We start from the raw sequence: 15,357 nt of genomic DNA on the forward strand, positions 1-15,357 counted from the left end.
AATTGCCGGAATCACATATGAAGCTTCTCAGCGCTATCCTGATCAGCTGTGCCCTCTTCAGCGGTATTGCCCAGGCCTCCAGTAGTCGGGCCTGGAACGAGCAGCGCCAGCAGATGCTCAAGGCCTGCCTGACCGCCAGCCAGTTCAAGGACGCCCACGCCCGCGGCAAGCCCGCCGAGTTCGATGACCAGGCAGGCATGAGTGCCCTGCTGATCGAAGGCGTCTATCCACAAAAGCATATGCAGCAGCGCACCGGCACCGAGCTGTGCCTGTACGACCGCCAGCACCAGCGTGCCTTCGTCAGCGAATGGAGCCCGGAAGCCAAGTGAACGACAGCTTACGTTTCGGCTGTACCGGCTGCGGCAAATGCTGCACCGGCCACCATGTGCCACTGACGCTGGCCGAAGCTCGTCGCTGGGCGGACGATGCCGGCCAGGTGGTGGTATTGATCGAGGCCTTCGTCGTGGACGGCCCTGGCATGCCGCTGGAGCAGCGTGACCATGTGCTGCGACGCTCCCATCCGGTGAATTGCGGCGAGGGCGAGGCACGTATCTCGGTGACCTTTGCTGCATTCAACCCCGGACGTTGCCGTAACCTCGACGCCAACGACCTCTGCACCATCTATGAGCATCGCCCGCTGGTCTGTCGCATCTATCCGGTAGAAATCAACCCACATATTCCACTGCGGCCAGACAGCAAGGACTGCCCTCCGGAGGCCTGGCAACAGGGGCCGGAGCTGATTCACGGCACGCAACTGGTCGATGTGGAACTGCAGGCGCTGGTACAGGCTTCGCGCCAGGCCGACCGTGATGACATTGCGGCCAAGGTGGCGGTGTGCCAGGCATTGGGCATGACTACCAGTGCGCTCAAGGGTAACGGGTTTACCGCTTACTTGCCGGACATGGGGGCGTTTGCTGCGGCGCTGGCGCAGGTGCCGGGGAATGAAGGGGCGCAGTGGACCTTGCACGTGCAGGATGAAGCGCTGACGGCGAGCTTGCAGGCACTGGGTTTGCGCACGACCCATGAAACCCCGGTGTATTACGCCTTTATCGGTTTCTAGCCTGACCATCTTGCCCAGGGCGGCGCACTGTGCAGGTGCTCTAGCACGGGACTTTCGCCGAAAGTCCCATTATTTCACCCAACGATCGTTACCTTTTGCGCAACAGTGCTTATCGCACTTCGCTCTGTTTCGAGTGCACTGAAAGGACTAACTTTACCCCTGTCCTCATTAGCACTTGCACCGCAAGAAGGTAGTTTCAAATGTCCAACAGTATGGGTATTGCCAGCGTCTTCGTCCTGTCTTCCCTGTTGTTGTCGCCACTGGCCATGGCCGAAGAATCCCCGGCTTTCGTTGCCCGTAATGCAGAGCTCGCGGCGGTCCATCAAGAGGCCCGTGACGCTGTAGCCGCAAATAAATCAGACACCGTAAAAGACGCGAAACAGACAGCTTCCAAAGTCACCGTCGACACCAGTGCCGACAGCTGATCAAACGCTGTCACTGCTCCTGTTTTCCCTTGGCTACGCCATGGGCACCTCCGGTGCCGATATGTTAGCCTTTTAAAGGCCGCTGCCAATCAGCGGCTTTTTTTATGTGCTTCAACTCTCAGCCTGGTTGTAACGTCCACCTATAAAAAAGATGCACATTCAAAAATAAAAACTGCCCCACCGTCAGACCAAAGGAGCTAGTACCGGTGCCTTCCGCGTTTCGCTTTACCCCGCTTTTCATTGCGTTGACTGCAACGATCCCTTTCGCCGCTCAGGCAGATGAAGACAAGGCTGATGGCTTCATCGAAGGTTCGTCGTTCAACCTGCATTTCCGTAATGCCTACTTCAACCGCGACAACCATAACGCCGGCGTGCGCGACACCCGCGAGTGGGGCCAGGGCGCGGTGGCACGCTTCGAGTCGGGCTACACCCCCGGTGTGGTCGGTTTCGGCCTGGACGCCCATGCCATGCTGGGCCTGAAGCTCGACGGCGGTGGCGGCCATGCCGGCACCAGCATCCTGCCCGAGCACATCAAGGACGACGGCGAGCTGGGCGCAGCCCCGCACTCGTTTTCCACTGCCGGTGCCGCGGTCAAGCTGAAAGCCTTCGACACCGAGCTGAAAGCCGGGGACCTGTTCCTCACCAACCCGGTGATCGCCGGCGGTGAAACCCGCATGCTGCCGCAGACTTTCCGTGGTGTGAGCCTGACCAACACCAGCATCGACGGCCTGTTGCTCGAAGGCGGCCAGGTCAGCTTCACCCACCCGTACAACCAGAGCGGCCACCGCCGCATCGACACCTACTACGGGTCACTGGACGAGCACGACAAGAGCAAGCACCTGAACTGGGCCGGCGCGTCGTGGAGCGGTACCGAGCACATCACCGCCAACCTGTACGCCGCCGAGCTGAAGGACATCTGGAACCAGTACTACGCGGACTTCGACTACACCTATGTGGTCAATGACCTGGTCAGCCTGAATCCGGGCGTGCACTTCTATCACACCCAGGACACCGGCCAGGCCCTGCTAGGCAAGATCGACAATAACACCTACAGCGTGCACTTCACCGTCAACGCTGGCTTCCACAGCGTCACCGCCGCCTACCAGCGAGTGAACGGCAACACGCCATTCGACTACATCAACCTGGGCGATAGCGTGTACCTGGACAACTCGCGCATGTACTCGGACTTCAACGCGCCGAACGAGCGCTCGTGGAAACTGCAGTACGGCTATGACTTCGCCGGTGTCGGCGTGCCTGGTTTGAGCACTTCGCTGTCCTACTCGCGCGGCGAGGCTGACCTGACCAAGGCTACTCAGGACACCACTCACTACGACTACTACCGCGAAGATGGCAAGAACGCCATGCACTGGGAACGCGACCTAGACGTGAAATACGTGTTCCAGGAAGGTGACCTCAAGGACCTGTCGGTGCTGGTGCGCTATGCCACCCACCGCGGCAGCCAAGGTTATGCGTCGATCGACAGCAACAGCGACAACGATGAAGTGCGGGTAATCGTCGACTACCCACTGAACGTGTTCTGATCTTGCGCTGCAAGCATCGCCTATAACCCTGTGAGAGCGGGTTCACCCGCGAAGAAGGCACCGCGGTGTTGGGCACCGGCTGCGCCGATGTTCGCGGGTAAACCCGCTCCTACAACGGCCTGTGTCCAATCCCCGGTGTGTGTGTCCACCGCAGATCAATGTTGTAGGAGCGGGTTTACCCGCGAATACGGTAGTGGCGGCAACGGTGAACGGCGGGTGGAGATTGGCCAGCAGGGCCGGCCTCTTCGCGGGTGAACCCGCTCCTACAACGGCCTGTGTCCAATCCCCGGTGTGTGTCCACCGCGGATCAGTGTTGTAGGAGCGGGTTTACCCGCGAATACGGTAGTGGCGGCAACGGTGAACGGCGGGTGGAGATTGGCCAGCAGGGCCGGCCTCTTCGCGGGTAAACCCGCTCCTACAACGGCCTGTGTCCAATCCCCGGTGTGTGTCCACCGCGGATCAGTGTTGTAGGAGCGGGTTTACCCGCGAATACGGTAGTGGCGGCAACGGTGAACGGCGGGTGGAGATTGGCCAGCAGGGCCGGCCTCTTCGCGGGTAAACCCGCTCCTACACGACGGCCAATCGAAAAGTACGGTACACCGTGCTTCCGTCGGACAAATCTTGTCCGACAATGCCCGCTTCCCTAGAATATTGCCGCCGCGAATGGCCCTGCCCACGCAGTAGCGAGCATGCCCACCCAATCCCCGCGTTTCGCAGTCTACAGGTCGCACCCCGAGCTGATCCTCAACCTGGGCAGTTGCCTTGCCGTGCTCGCCATCGTGGCCATCGTCAGCTACCTGCTTGCCCGCGAGCGCGAAAGTGTCGAGCAGTCGGCGGTGCGCTCGTCGAACAACATCGTCCAGCTGATCGAAAGCGACATCCTGCGCAACGTCGAACTCTACGACCAGTCACTGCAAGGCCTGATCTGGGCCGTCGGGCGCAAGGAACTGCCGGAGGTCTCCGGTCCGATACGCCAGCGCCTGCTGTTCAATGAAGCCTTCATCGACCGCAAGCGCGGTGACGTGCTGTGGCTGGACAAGCAAGGCAATGTCGTCGGCGACTCCACCAGCAGCGTGCCACGCAAGGCCAACTTCGGTCACACCGGGGTGTTCAAGGCTCACCAGCAGAATGCCAACCTCGGTTTGCTGGTGGGCCCCCCTTTCAAGGCCAAGCTCGGCGACCTGGACTGGTGTATCAGCTTCAGCCGGCGCATCTCCGGCCCCAATGGCGAGTTCGCCGGGTTGGCAGCGGGTGCGCTGCGCCTGTCGTACATCAGTGAATTGTTCCAACGCCTGGACATTGGCCACGACAGCAGCATCAACCTGTTCAATACCGACGGGCAGTTACTTGTCCGCCAGCCCTACCGCGCGCAGGACCCACTGATTGGAACCTCCTACACCGAACGGCCCAATTTCAAGCGCATCATCGCTGAACAGAGCGGTAACTTCACCGCCCGCTCCGACATCAACGGCAAGCTCCGCATGTTCACCTTCGCCCGAGTCGCGCAGTTGCCCCTGATCGTGCTGGTGGTGCACTCGGCCGACGAGGTGTTCGAGTCCTGGCGCCGTACCGCCATTGTCGTCAGCGTCGCCACCGGCGCTCTGTGCGTGGGCATTCTCTGGCTGACGTTGCTGCTGGGCCGCGAACTGCGCCGCCGCCACGAAGCAGAAGAAGACCTGGCCATGCTCGCTTCCACCGATAGCCTGACCGGCCTGGCCAACCGCCGCAAGCTGGACCATGTGCTACGCCAGGAATGGGCCCGCGCCCAACGTAACCGTAAGCCGCTGGCGATATTGATGGTGGATGTGGACCACTTCAAGGCATTCAACCAGCGCCATGGCCACGCCGGTGGCGACCATGCCTTGCGCGAGGTGGCCCGGGCCATCGAAGCATGCATTCGCCGCCCGGCGGACCTGGCCGCGCGTTACGGTGGGGAGGAGTTTCAGGTGGTGCTGCCGGAAACCGATCTGGCCGGGGCCCAGCTACTGGCTGAACGCATCCGCGCCAGCGTCGAGGCGCTGGCGCCGTTTGCGGATGATGCTCACGCCGTGACCGTGAGCATCGGTATCGGTCTGTCCGGCACCCAGCAGGACCTTGGCAGGCTGCTGGGTGCTGCGGACGAAGCGCTCTACCGGGCCAAGGCCAATGGCCGCAATCGGGTAGAGGGCCCGCTCGATTAGGAGCGGGCGCGAGCGGCGTTGCGCAGGGCCTTGACCTGGTCATGGTTGCGCTGCACGCCTTGCAGCTGCTTCTCCACCAGGCTGTAGGTCATGTCGCTGGCAGTGCGGCCCAGTTTCACCAGTTTCTCACGGGCTTCCTTGTAGGCCTTGAGGGCGTGGTCCTCGCCACGTTCCACCTCGTTCAGCACCGCCTCCTCGTCCTTGCCGGTGACCATCGACTTGAGGTTGACCCAGCCGCGGTGAAGGTCGCCACTGATGCTGGTGGAGGTTTCCGGGTCGCCGCCCAAGCGACGGACTTCGCCCTGCAATTCACTGGCAGCGCTGGCGCACTCACCCGCGCGCTGGACGAAGAACGCTTTCAGCTCGGGGTTCTTCACATCATCGGCCGAAGCCTTGAAACCTTTCTCGCCATCCTTGCTGTACTCGATCAGGTCGTTGAGTACGTCGATCACGTCTTTGTTGGGGTTGCTCATGGTCGAACTCCTTGGCAGGTGATAGTCCTCTAGGGAAATGCAGCGTTCGTGCCACGCTTAACACAAAAATAAATTTCTTTTTATTCAATGACTTACATACAAGAGACGACAGCTGGTAACGGCGTTCTGCATGATTGCCGCTTGGGGCTTCGTGCAGATTGCAGTATGGTCGGCGCCTTTCCACAGCCAGGTGCGCGCAGATGAAGCCGGAAACCCTCGAACTACTGGTGACCCGCAGCATGCCGTTCGGCAAGTACCAGGGGAGAATCATTGCGGATCTGCCGGGGGACTACCTGGCGTGGTTTGCGCGCAAGGGCTTTCCGGCAGGGGAACTGGGTGGGTTGCTGGCGTTGATGCATGAGATCGATCACAACGGGCTGGGTGATCTGCTGGTGCCGTTGCGGCAGAAGCATCGCCGTTGAAAGGCCAACGCGGGCTCTGTGGGAGCGGCCTTGTGTCGCGAAAGGGCTGCGAAGCAGCCCCAGATTTTCAGCTTCGCAACTTAGATTGCCGGGGCCGCTTTGCGGCCCTTTCGCGACACAAGGCCGCTCCCACAGAACGAGGTCTGCTCATACACTTTTAGCAGGCGCCACGGCCAACTCCACACGCTCGCTCTTCTTGATAACCGCATACACCACCGCTGTCACCAGGCTACCCGCCACAATCGCCAGCAAATACAGCAACGCATGGTTGATCGCGTTGGGGATCAACAACACGAACAAGCCGCCATGCGGCGCCATCAGCTTGCAGCCAAAATACATCGACAATGCCCCGGTCAACGCACCACCGGCGATACTGGCCGGGATCACCCGTAACGGGTCCTTGGCGGCAAACGGAATCGCCCCCTCGGAGATGAAGCACAGCCCCAGCGCCAGCGCCGCCTTGCCCGCCTCGCGCTCGCTCTGGGCGAACTTGCGCCGGGCCAGGAAAGTAGCGATGCCCAAGCCGATCGGCGGCACCATGCCGGCGGCCATGGTCGCCGCCATTGGCGCGTAGCTCGACGAGGCCAGCAGCCCCACCGAGAACGCATAGGCGGCCTTGTTGATCGGCCCGCCAAGGTCGACGCACATCATGCCGCCCAGCAATAGCCCCAGCAGGATGGCATTGGTGGTGCCCATGCTGTCGAGGAAGTGCGTCAACCCTTCGAGCATCGCCGCTACCGGCTGGCCAACCACGTAGATCATCACCAGGCCGGTGAACAGACTGGCCAGCAATGGAATGATCAGGATTGGCTTGAGCGCCTCCAGGCTGCTGGGCAAGCGCGCCCACCGGGCAATGGCCTTGGCGCTGTAGCCGGCAAGAAAGCCGGCGACAATGCCACCGATGAAGCCGGCACCCAAGGTGCTGGCCAGCAGGCCGCCGATCATGCCGGGGGCCAGCCCGGGGCGGTCGGCGATGGACCATGCGATATAACCCGCCAGTAGCGGCACCATCAGTTTGAAGGCGGCTTCGCCGCCAATTTGCATCAACGCCGCCGGCAAGGTGCCCGCCTCTTTGTAGGCTTCGATACCGAACACGAACGACAGGGCAATCAGCAGGCCGCCGGCCACCACCATCGGCAGCATGAACGACACGCCGGTAAGCAAATGCTTGTACACGCCGGTTTTCTCGCCCTTCGTCGGCGTGGATGCCGCTGCGGCGTCGGCGCCGTTTTCCACCGTGGCCTGCGCCAAGGCCTTGTCCAGAGTGGCGCGGGCCTGCTTGAGGGCAATGCCGGTACCACAACGGTAAATACGTTTGCCGGCGAAACGTGCAGTGGGAACTTCAATGTCGGCGGCCAGCAACACCACGTCCGCCGCAGCGATGGCTTCAGCAGACAAGGGATTGCGCGCACCGACCGAGCCCTGGGTCTCGACGGTCAACTGGTAGCCCAGTTGCTGTGCGGCTTGCTGCAAGGCTTCTGCGGCCATGAAGGTATGGGCTACGCCGGTCGGACAAGCAGTCACCGCAACGATGCGGGTACCAGCACTGCCAGCGGCGGCCGGGCCATCTGTCACTGCGGCCAGCAGCTCGGCGTTGGCCGCCGCTTCGTCGAGAAAGCCTTCGCGATCAGCCAGCGCCTGGGATGGCGTGCTTTGGTACAGGCGCTTGCCGACGAAGCGGGCCAGGTCCACCGGACCGGTGCTGACCACAAGCACCCAGTCAGCCTCGGCGATCTGTGCGGCGCTCAGCTGCCGCTCGGGGTGTTCAGTATTCTGCACTTCGACGCTGGTGCTCCAGCCGCGCCGCTGGGCAGCGGCGGACAGCAAGCGTGCGCTCAGTACACTCGATACCTGGCCATTGGGGCAGGCGGTGACTATGGCAATGTTCATCGGCAACCCTCTTGTTGTTCTGTCAGTTGCACGGCCGCTTCCAGTTGCACCAGGTGCTCGCGGTCACGGATACCGAAGCCAACCTGGGTAACGGCCTGGGCGGCAATGGCAGTGGCTCGGGTCAACGTCTGCGCAGGCGCCTCGGCCAGCAGCAGGCCGTGGACCATGCCGGCCACCAGCGAATCCCCCGCCCCCACCGTGCTGGCAACCCGCACCTTGGGTGGGCGGGCGTGCATGGCCAGGTCACGACTGAACCAACTGACGCCCTGCTCGCCCGCAGACACCACCACGTGTTCAACGCCACTGGCCAGCAGGCGCTTGGCGGCAGCCGTCTGTTGCGCCAGGTTATCCACAGGCAGGCCCAGCACTTCGCCCAGTTCTTCGGTATTGGGCTTGACCAGCCAGGGCGCGCTCTGCAAACCGACACGCAGGGCTTCACCACTGCTGTCCAGGACGACCTTGAGGCCTTGAGCCTTCAACAGTTCGAGCAACTGGCGGAACCAGTCAGTACTGATTCCGCGCGGCAGGCTACCAGCCACCACCACGGCATCGTGGCCTGGGGCAACCTGTTGCAGCCTGTGCAGCAAGGCATTGCGTGCCGCCTCGTCCACCTCCGGGCCTTGCCCGTTGATGTCGGTAACGCGGCCATCGGCCTCGACCAGCTTGATATTGCTGCGGGTTTCGCCCGGCACACGGACGAAGCAGTCGGTAAAACCGCGACCGTCGATCAGCGCCTCGAAGGGCTGCAGATTGTCGCGCCCAAGGAAACCGCCAACGGTTACGCTGTGCCCCAGGTCGGCCAGTACCTGGGCAACGTTCAGCCCCTTGCCCGCGGCGTGACTGTGCTGCGCCTGGCTACGGTTGACCTGCCCTGGGCGCAGAGCGTCCAGGCCGATGGTGATATCCAGTGCCGGGTTCAGGGTGAGAGTGAGGATCTTGGCCATTCAGTAACGCTCCACCAGCGCGCGAACTGCTGCGGCGCTGTCCTGTTGCAGGGCCTCGCGCGCCAGGGCGCGGGCTGTCTGATGATCGGCCTGGCGAACCAGTGCCTTGACTTCGGCGATGCTGCGCGCGGAGACGCTGAGTTCGTCCACGTCCAGCCCCAGCAGCACGGCCACCGCCTGCGGGTCGGCCGCCAGCTCGCCACACACGCCCACCCACTTGCCGTGGGCATGGGCGGCGCGCACGGTCATGTCGATCAGGCTCAACACCGCCGGGTGCAGGCCATCGGCCTGTGCCGAGAGGCTGGGGTGGCCACGGTCGATGGCCAAGGTGTATTGAGTCAGGTCGTTGGTGCCGATGCTGAAGAAGTCCACTTCGCGCGCCAATTGCGCTGCCAGCAGGGCCGCTGAAGGCACCTCGACCATAATGCCCAGTTGCAGGTCGGCTACCGGGATTTCTGCGCGCAGGCGTTCCACCATGGCCCGAGCCTCACGCCACTCGTGCACCTGGCCAACCATCGGGAACATGATACGCAACGGGCGCTGGTCGGCGGCCCGCAGCAATGCGCGCAACTGGTCTTCCATCACTTGCGGGCGCTGCAGGGTCAAACGCACGCCACGCACGCCGAGGAAGGGATTTTCCTCGGCAGCGATCGGCCAGTAAGGCAGCGGTTTGTCGCCGCCGACATCCAGGGTACGCACCACCAGCGGGCGCCCATCGAGGCCATCGAGCACGCGGCGGTACTCGGCTTCCTGGGTAGCCACATCCGGCGCTTGAGGGTGGGCCATGAAAATCAGTTCGGTGCGCAGCAGGCCCACACCCTCGGCGCCCTGCTCCACCACCTTGGCGATACCGTTGCTATCGCCGATGTTGGCAAACACCTCGACGGCATGCCCATCCCGGGTGATGGCCGGCTCGAAGCGGTTGGCCCAGGCGGCCTGCAGGCGTTGCTCGCGCAGGTCACGCTCGGCCAGCGCCTGCTGCAGTTCATCCGCAGGCGGTGCGACGCTAACCACACCACGCTGGCCATCGAGCAGCAGCGGCGTGCCACTGTCCAGCAACAGTATCGACGCACCCGCGCCGACCACCGCTGGTATACCCAAAGCACGGGCGACGATGGCACTGTGGGCCGTGGCGCCGCCCTGGGCGGTGACAATGCCGGCAACCCGGTTGGGGTCCAGGCGGGCGACATCGGATGGACCGACTTCGGTCATCACCAGCACATAGGGTTGCTCGGGTTCAGCCTGCGCCTGCACACCACACAACTGCGCCAGCACGCGGCGGCCGATATCGCGCAGGTCGGCAGCGCGCTCGGCAAGCAGCGCATCGTGCAATGCCTCTTGCTGGCGGGCCGCGGCGTCGATCACGGCCATCCACGCGGCCGCGGCACTTTCGCCTTGGGCCAGGCGCTGCTCGACATCGTCGGTCAGGGCCGGGTCGGCAAGCATTTCCTGGTGGGTGACGAAAATTTCGCCAATGGCCTTGTCGCTGCGCAGGACCAAAGCCTGCAGTTCGCCATTGACGATGGCCAACGCTTCGCGCAGCTTCTGCCGCTCCTGGGCGCACGATTCACCCCGCAAGGGATAGTCGAACTCACGCTCGACACAGACATGCGCCGGGCCGCTGGCAATGCCGGGGGCGGCACCCACACCCTGGATACGACTGCCGGCCGCAGGCGCTTGCAGTACTTCGGGTACGTCATCGGCAATGGGCGTGACGCTCTGCGGTAGGGGTTCCACCTCCTCACCCAAGCCTTGTTCGATAGCGGCCAGCAACACCGGCAAGGCATCGGCAGCGATGCTCGGCTCGGCGACCAGCTCCAGTGCCTGACCACGGCGGGCGCCGAGGCTGAGCAGCTTGCTCAGGCTCTTCACCGATACCGCTGGCTGCGCGCTATCGACCAGGCGCACACGAATTTCCCCTTCAAAGCCTTTGGCCAGTTGTGCAAGCACCTTGGCCGGGCGGGCATGCAAGCCATGTGGATTGGCCAGCACGACACGTGCGCTGGGCCAGTCCGCCGGCGCTTCGCCGCCCAGTACTTCCAGTACCGCACGGCTGTTGGTGGCCTGGTAGAGCATCTGCCCGCGGCCTTCGATCAGCACTTCGCACAGACGCTCAAGCAGGGCCTCGTGAGCGGCGCCAAGGCTGGCCAGGCAGAACAGACCGTTGAGCGGCTGGTCGCGGTAACGCAGCGGCTGCTGCGGGGTGATGAAGGCGAGGCCCGGCTGACGAACCTGGCGCTCGCTGTGCAGCCACCACAGGCCCTCGCCCAGCGGCAGAGGCTCGGCCTGCTGGAGCACGGCGGCAAAGCCACTGTCGACACAGTCGGCACGTTGCAACAGGCGCGCACCGCGCCAGGCCAGTTCGTCGAAGTCTTCAGCCGGCAAGTTCAGACCCACCAGTTGCGCATCCAGCGCCAACGCTTGTGGCGCGCCCTGCAGCAGCTTGAGCAGCGCTTCGGCTGAGCTGGCCCGGCGCAAGGCTTCGGCCAGGTCGGTTTCGCCCAGCGCACGGGTCAACAGCTGCAGCAGGCGCAGGTGTTCGTCGGAGCGGGCGGCAATACCAATGGCCAGGTAGACCATTTGCCCGTCACCCCAGTCTACCCCCTCGGGAAACTGCAGCAGCCGCACGCCGGTGGCATACACCAGATCGCGTGTTTGCGGCGTACCATGAGGAATGGCGATGCCCTGGCCAAGGAACGTGGAGCCTTGTGCCTCCCGGGCCTGCAGCCCTTGCAGGTAACCCTCGGCGACCAGGCCGTCCGCAACCAGTCGATCCGCCAGAAGGCGCAATGCCTCGTCCTTGTCGGCGGCCTTCTGGCCCATGGCTATCTGCTCATTGGCGAGCTCGAGCATGACCTTCTCCTTTTGCAGTTCCCGTTCGGGTACTGGAGTATTGTTGTGAAATTCACATAAAGGGCCAGTTCAGCAGCCTTGCACGGGTGGCAGCCGAGGCAGAAAAATCGGCGGCTGAAACGTTTAATCTGACCAGACGGCCACGTTACTCGATAATCTGCCCAGTAAAAAGCCCCATCCTGTCGGACAATTGCGACAATGGTCGTCTGCGCGTGATGCCTGTACCGGGTCAAACTACCCGGTCCGGCCTTACAGCCAGCCCCGGTAATAACAAGGAAAATTCGGTGAAACTCAGCGATATCGCCCGTCTGGCCGGTGTGTCCGTGACCACTGCCAGCTACGTCATCAATGGCAAGGCAGAACAGCAGCGCATCAGTAACAGTACTGTCGAGCGGGTACGCGCGGTGGTCGAAGCCCACGGCTTCACCCCCAACCCGCAGGCAGCTGGGCTGCGCAGCCGGCATACCCGCACCCTGGGCTTCATTCTCCCGGATCTGGAGAACCCCAGCTACGCCCGCATTGCCAAGCAACTGGAGCAAGGCGCCCGCGCTCGCGGCTACCAGCTGCTGATCGCCAGCAGCGACGACCAGCCAGACAGCGAGCGCCAACTGCAGCAGCTGTTCCGTGCGCGCCGCTGCGATGCGCTGTTCGTTGCCAGTTGCCTGCCGCCAGAAGATGACAGCTACCGCGAGCTGCAGGACAAAGGCCTGCCGGTGATAGCCATCGACCGCCGTCTGGACCCCGCACACTTCTGCTCGGTGATCAGCGACGACCGCGATGCCAGCCGCCAGCTGGCCGCCAGCCTGCTCAGCGCGGCACCACGTAGCATAGCCCTGATAGGCGCGCGCCCCGAGCTGTCGGTTAGCCAGGCGCGTGCCGGCGGATTCGACGAAGCCCTGCAAGGCTATACCGGCGAAGTGCGCCGCTATCAGGGCGAAGCGTTCAGCCGCGAGTGCGGCCAACGCCTGATGCAGCAACTGATCGACGACCTGGGTGGCCTGCCTGATGCTCTGGTGACCACGTCGTACGTGCTGTTGCAGGGCGTGTTCGACACCCTACAGGCACGCCCGGTCGACTCGCGCCAATTGCAACTGGGTACCTTTGGCGACAACCAGTTGCTCGATTTCCTGCCGCTGCCAGTCAATGCCATGGCCCAGCAGCACGGCCAGATTGCCGCCACCGCGCTTGAACTGGCACTGGCCGCCATCGAGGAAAAACGCTATGAACCCGGCGTGCATGCTGTTGGCCGCACCTTCAAGCAACGCATCTCAGCGGCCTGAACATGCGCCTGATCGACACCCACACCCACCTGGACTTCCCCGACTTCGACGCCGACCGCCCGCGCCTGCTGGCCAACGCGGCGGCGCGTGGGCTGGAGCGGATGGTGGTGCTGGGGGTGTACCAGGCGAATTTCCAACGGGTGTGGGAACTGGCCTGCACCGAGCCGCGCCTGTTCGCCGCGCTTGGCCTGCACCCGGTCTACCTCGACCAGCATCGACCTGAGCACCTGCTGCAACTGCGCGAGTGGCTGGAGCGCCTGCGCGACAACCCGCGGCTATGTGCCGTGGGTGAGTTTGGCCTGGACTATTACCTCACAGACCTGGACAAGCCCCGCCAGCAGGTGCTGTTCGAAGCGCAACTGCAGATGGCTTGCGACTTCGAACTACCGGCCCTGTTGCACGTGCGCCGCAGCCATGCTCAGGTGATTGCCACGCTCAAGCGCTACAAGCCTGCGCGGGCGGGGGTGATTCATGCGTTTGCCGGCAGCTACGAAGAGGCCCGCGAGTACATCAAGCTGGGGTTCATGCTGGGGTTGGGCGGTGCGGCTACCTGGCCGCAGGCACTGCGGCTGCGCAAGACCCTGGCGCGGCTGCCACTGGACAGCGTGGTGCTGGAGACTGATGCACCGGACATGGCACCGGTGATGTACCCGGGGGTACGCAACAGCCCGGAGCATCTGCCGGACATTGCCGCGGCACTGGCGCAAGTGATGGGACTGGATGTCGAGGTGCTGGCACAGGCCAGCACCCGCAATGCTTGCGCGTTGTTTGGCTGGTGAAACTCAGGTGAACGGGATTCCCGTGGGATGCGCCTGGTCCCGATTCAGACCAGCACGGTCCACAGCGCGAACCCTGCATACCACAGCACTGCACAGCGCAACAGCAGTTCCCACAGGCTGTCCAACCGCCCCAGCCCGCGCTGGCTGTCCTCTTCCTCGGGAATGTCATCGGCAATGCGCCCGACCCGAGCCACCAGGTGCCCGGCACTGATGTGCCAGTTGAGCACCTCGTGCAGCATCACCCTTGTAACCGCAAGGAAGTTGCCCACCAGGGCAAAGCTCAACGCCAGCCCCCGCACCGGCAACCAGTCCATGATGTGCCGCAACTGCTCGGCACGCACCTTCAGCGCCGGCTGCCTGCTGTGTTCACCACACAGCGCCAACAGTCGATAAGCCAGCGCAGCGCCAGGGCCCAGTACGAAATACCAGAAGATCACCGCGAAAAAGCCCTGGTACACCTGCCACAGCAAATTACCCTGCACCCGCACCAGCAGGGTGTGCGGTTCATCGGCCACCAGGCCCAGGTCGCGCTCGGCCACGTGCAGCGCCGCCTGATCGTCCCCCCGCCGCCAGGCGTCACGAAACGGCCCCAGCGATGCCTTGGCATCGCCGCGGCCCAGGCTGTAGATCAGCACAAGCAGGTGCACCGGCAAAGCCAGCAAGCCATAGGCCACTGGCTCCAGCACATGCAGCAACAACACAAGCAACGCTACCGGTGCCAACACCAGGATGGCCAACGTCCACCATGGGTGCACCTTGCCGCTGCGCTCCAGACGCACCAATTCGCCAATAAAGAACCCGTCGCGCTGCACCTGATGACGCAGCGCCGAAAACTTCTCGACCCACAGCGCCAGCACCAACACCAGAAAACTCATGCCTTGTCCTCGTTGTGCTGCAGCGCCTGGCGGTAGCGCGGCCAGTCGAAGGCCGGGCCGGGGTCGGTCTTGCGCTGCGGGGCAATGTCGCTGTGGCCCTGAATGCGGTTCAGGTCGATGGCCGGCCAGGCACTGCGGATGTGCCGGGTGAGTTGCTCCAGCACCGCATACTGGGCATCGGTATAGGGCAGGTCGTCGGTGCCTTCCAGTTCGATGCCGATGGAAAAGTCGTTACAGCCTTCGCGCCCGTCAAAGCTCGACACCCCCGCATGCCAGGCACGGTCATGCAACGACACGAACTGAGTCACCGCGCCGTCACGCTCGACGAACAGGTGCGCTGACACGGTCAGGTGGTTGATGCTGGCAAAATACGGATGTTCATCAGGGGCCAGGCGGTTCTGGAAGAATTGCTGCACCTTGCCCGTGCCGAAACAGGCCGGGGGCAGGCTGATGTTGTGAATCACCAGCAGGGAAATCGATTCGCCTTCGGGGCGCGCATTGAAGTTCGGCGAGGGGCAATGGGTGATTCCGATTCCGTGGAACCAGCCAGTGGCACGGTCCAATTGCATGGGGCAGATCCTGAAAAACGCCGTGAACATGCCCACAGTATGCCCTGCGGCCAACGCCGTGTGCAT

Annotated in this window: 14 protein-coding genes; 8 read left to right on the plus strand and 6 right to left on the minus strand. The window is 63.3% G+C overall.

The features are described 5' to 3' along the window. Positions 1–17: 17 nt before the first annotated feature. The 5 genes from J3A98_RS20075 to J3A98_RS20095 all read left to right on the plus strand — a co-directional run bounded on the left by J3A98_RS20075 (position 18) and on the right by J3A98_RS20095 (position 5,206). On the plus strand, positions 18–329 hold the full coding sequence (locus J3A98_RS20075) for a hypothetical protein (RefSeq protein WP_176685702.1): 312 nt from the start codon (positions 18–20) through the stop codon (positions 327–329). Continuing rightward, positions 326–1,060, plus strand: coding sequence for a YkgJ family cysteine cluster protein (locus tag J3A98_RS20080; RefSeq protein ID WP_209967972.1), 735 nt, complete (start codon positions 326–328; stop codon positions 1,058–1,060). The genes J3A98_RS20075 and J3A98_RS20080 overlap by 4 nt, the downstream gene beginning before the upstream one ends. 200 nt (positions 1,061–1,260) lie before the next feature. Beyond that, complete coding sequence (locus J3A98_RS20085) at positions 1,261–1,485, plus strand: hypothetical protein (RefSeq protein ID WP_176685700.1); 225 nt, start codon at positions 1,261–1,263, stop codon at positions 1,483–1,485. Between the two features lie 206 nt (positions 1,486–1,691). Further along, a complete protein-coding gene (locus tag J3A98_RS20090) occupies positions 1,692–3,026 on the plus strand; it encodes an OprD family porin (protein ID WP_003247305.1) in 1,335 nt (444 codons plus the stop codon). A gap of 689 nt (positions 3,027–3,715) precedes the next feature. Next, positions 3,716–5,206: a sensor domain-containing diguanylate cyclase gene (locus J3A98_RS20095; protein ID WP_176685007.1), complete on the plus strand. Its 1,491-nt coding sequence runs from the start codon at positions 3,716–3,718 to the stop codon at positions 5,204–5,206. On the opposite strand, the gene J3A98_RS20100 is transcribed toward J3A98_RS20095, so the two are convergent. Next, entirely contained in the window at positions 5,203–5,679 is a 477-nt protein-coding gene (locus tag J3A98_RS20100) for a PA2169 family four-helix-bundle protein (protein WP_176685006.1), read from the minus strand. The two genes, J3A98_RS20095 and J3A98_RS20100, sit on opposite strands and share 4 nt — an antisense overlap. A gap of 200 nt (positions 5,680–5,879) precedes the next feature. Here J3A98_RS20100 and J3A98_RS20105 point away from each other — a divergent pair, with 200 nt between their 5' ends. Beyond that, complete coding sequence (locus J3A98_RS20105; protein ID WP_003247308.1) at positions 5,880–6,101, plus strand: DUF3820 family protein; 222 nt, start codon at positions 5,880–5,882, stop codon at positions 6,099–6,101. A gap of 147 nt (positions 6,102–6,248) precedes the next feature. On the opposite strand, the gene J3A98_RS20110 is transcribed toward J3A98_RS20105, so the two are convergent. From J3A98_RS20110 to ptsP, 3 genes are read right to left on the minus strand one after another with little or no spacing between them, the layout of a single operon-like run. After that, complete coding sequence (locus tag J3A98_RS20110; protein ID WP_209967974.1) at positions 6,249–7,991, minus strand: PTS fructose-like transporter subunit IIB; 1,743 nt, start codon at positions 7,989–7,991, stop codon at positions 6,249–6,251. Continuing rightward, positions 7,988–8,935 (minus strand): 1-phosphofructokinase, encoded by a 948-nt coding sequence (gene pfkB, locus J3A98_RS20115; RefSeq protein ID WP_209967976.1) that lies wholly within the window; start codon positions 8,933–8,935, stop codon positions 7,988–7,990. The genes J3A98_RS20110 and pfkB overlap by 4 nt, the downstream gene beginning before the upstream one ends. Then, entirely contained in the window at positions 8,936–11,788 is a 2,853-nt protein-coding gene (gene ptsP / locus J3A98_RS20120) for a phosphoenolpyruvate--protein phosphotransferase (protein WP_209967978.1), read from the minus strand. A 284-nt stretch (positions 11,789–12,072) separates the two neighbouring features. Between ptsP and cra the strand changes: the two genes are divergently transcribed. After that, positions 12,073–13,068: a catabolite repressor/activator gene (cra, locus tag J3A98_RS20125; RefSeq protein ID WP_209967980.1), complete on the plus strand. Its 996-nt coding sequence runs from the start codon at positions 12,073–12,075 to the stop codon at positions 13,066–13,068. A gap of 2 nt (positions 13,069–13,070) precedes the next feature. Next, the gene (locus tag J3A98_RS20130) at positions 13,071–13,847 is read left to right on the plus strand and encodes a TatD family hydrolase (RefSeq protein ID WP_209967982.1); all 777 of its coding nucleotides are present in this window, start codon (positions 13,071–13,073) and stop codon (positions 13,845–13,847) included. A 44-nt stretch (positions 13,848–13,891) separates the two neighbouring features. Here the strand turns inward: J3A98_RS20130 and ampE are convergent, their stop codons facing one another. Continuing rightward, entirely contained in the window at positions 13,892–14,722 is an 831-nt protein-coding gene (gene ampE / locus J3A98_RS20135) for a regulatory signaling modulator protein AmpE (protein WP_176685000.1), read from the minus strand. After that, the gene (gene ampD / locus J3A98_RS20140; RefSeq protein WP_004575862.1) at positions 14,719–15,291 is read right to left on the minus strand and encodes a 1,6-anhydro-N-acetylmuramyl-L-alanine amidase AmpD; all 573 of its coding nucleotides are present in this window, start codon (positions 15,289–15,291) and stop codon (positions 14,719–14,721) included. The genes ampE and ampD overlap by 4 nt, the downstream gene beginning before the upstream one ends. Between the last annotated feature and the right edge of the window lie 66 nt (positions 15,292–15,357).

The organism is Pseudomonas sp. BP6, from assembly GCF_017875935.1.
Taxonomy (GTDB): Bacteria; Pseudomonadota; Gammaproteobacteria; order Pseudomonadales; family Pseudomonadaceae; genus Aquipseudomonas; species Aquipseudomonas putida_Y.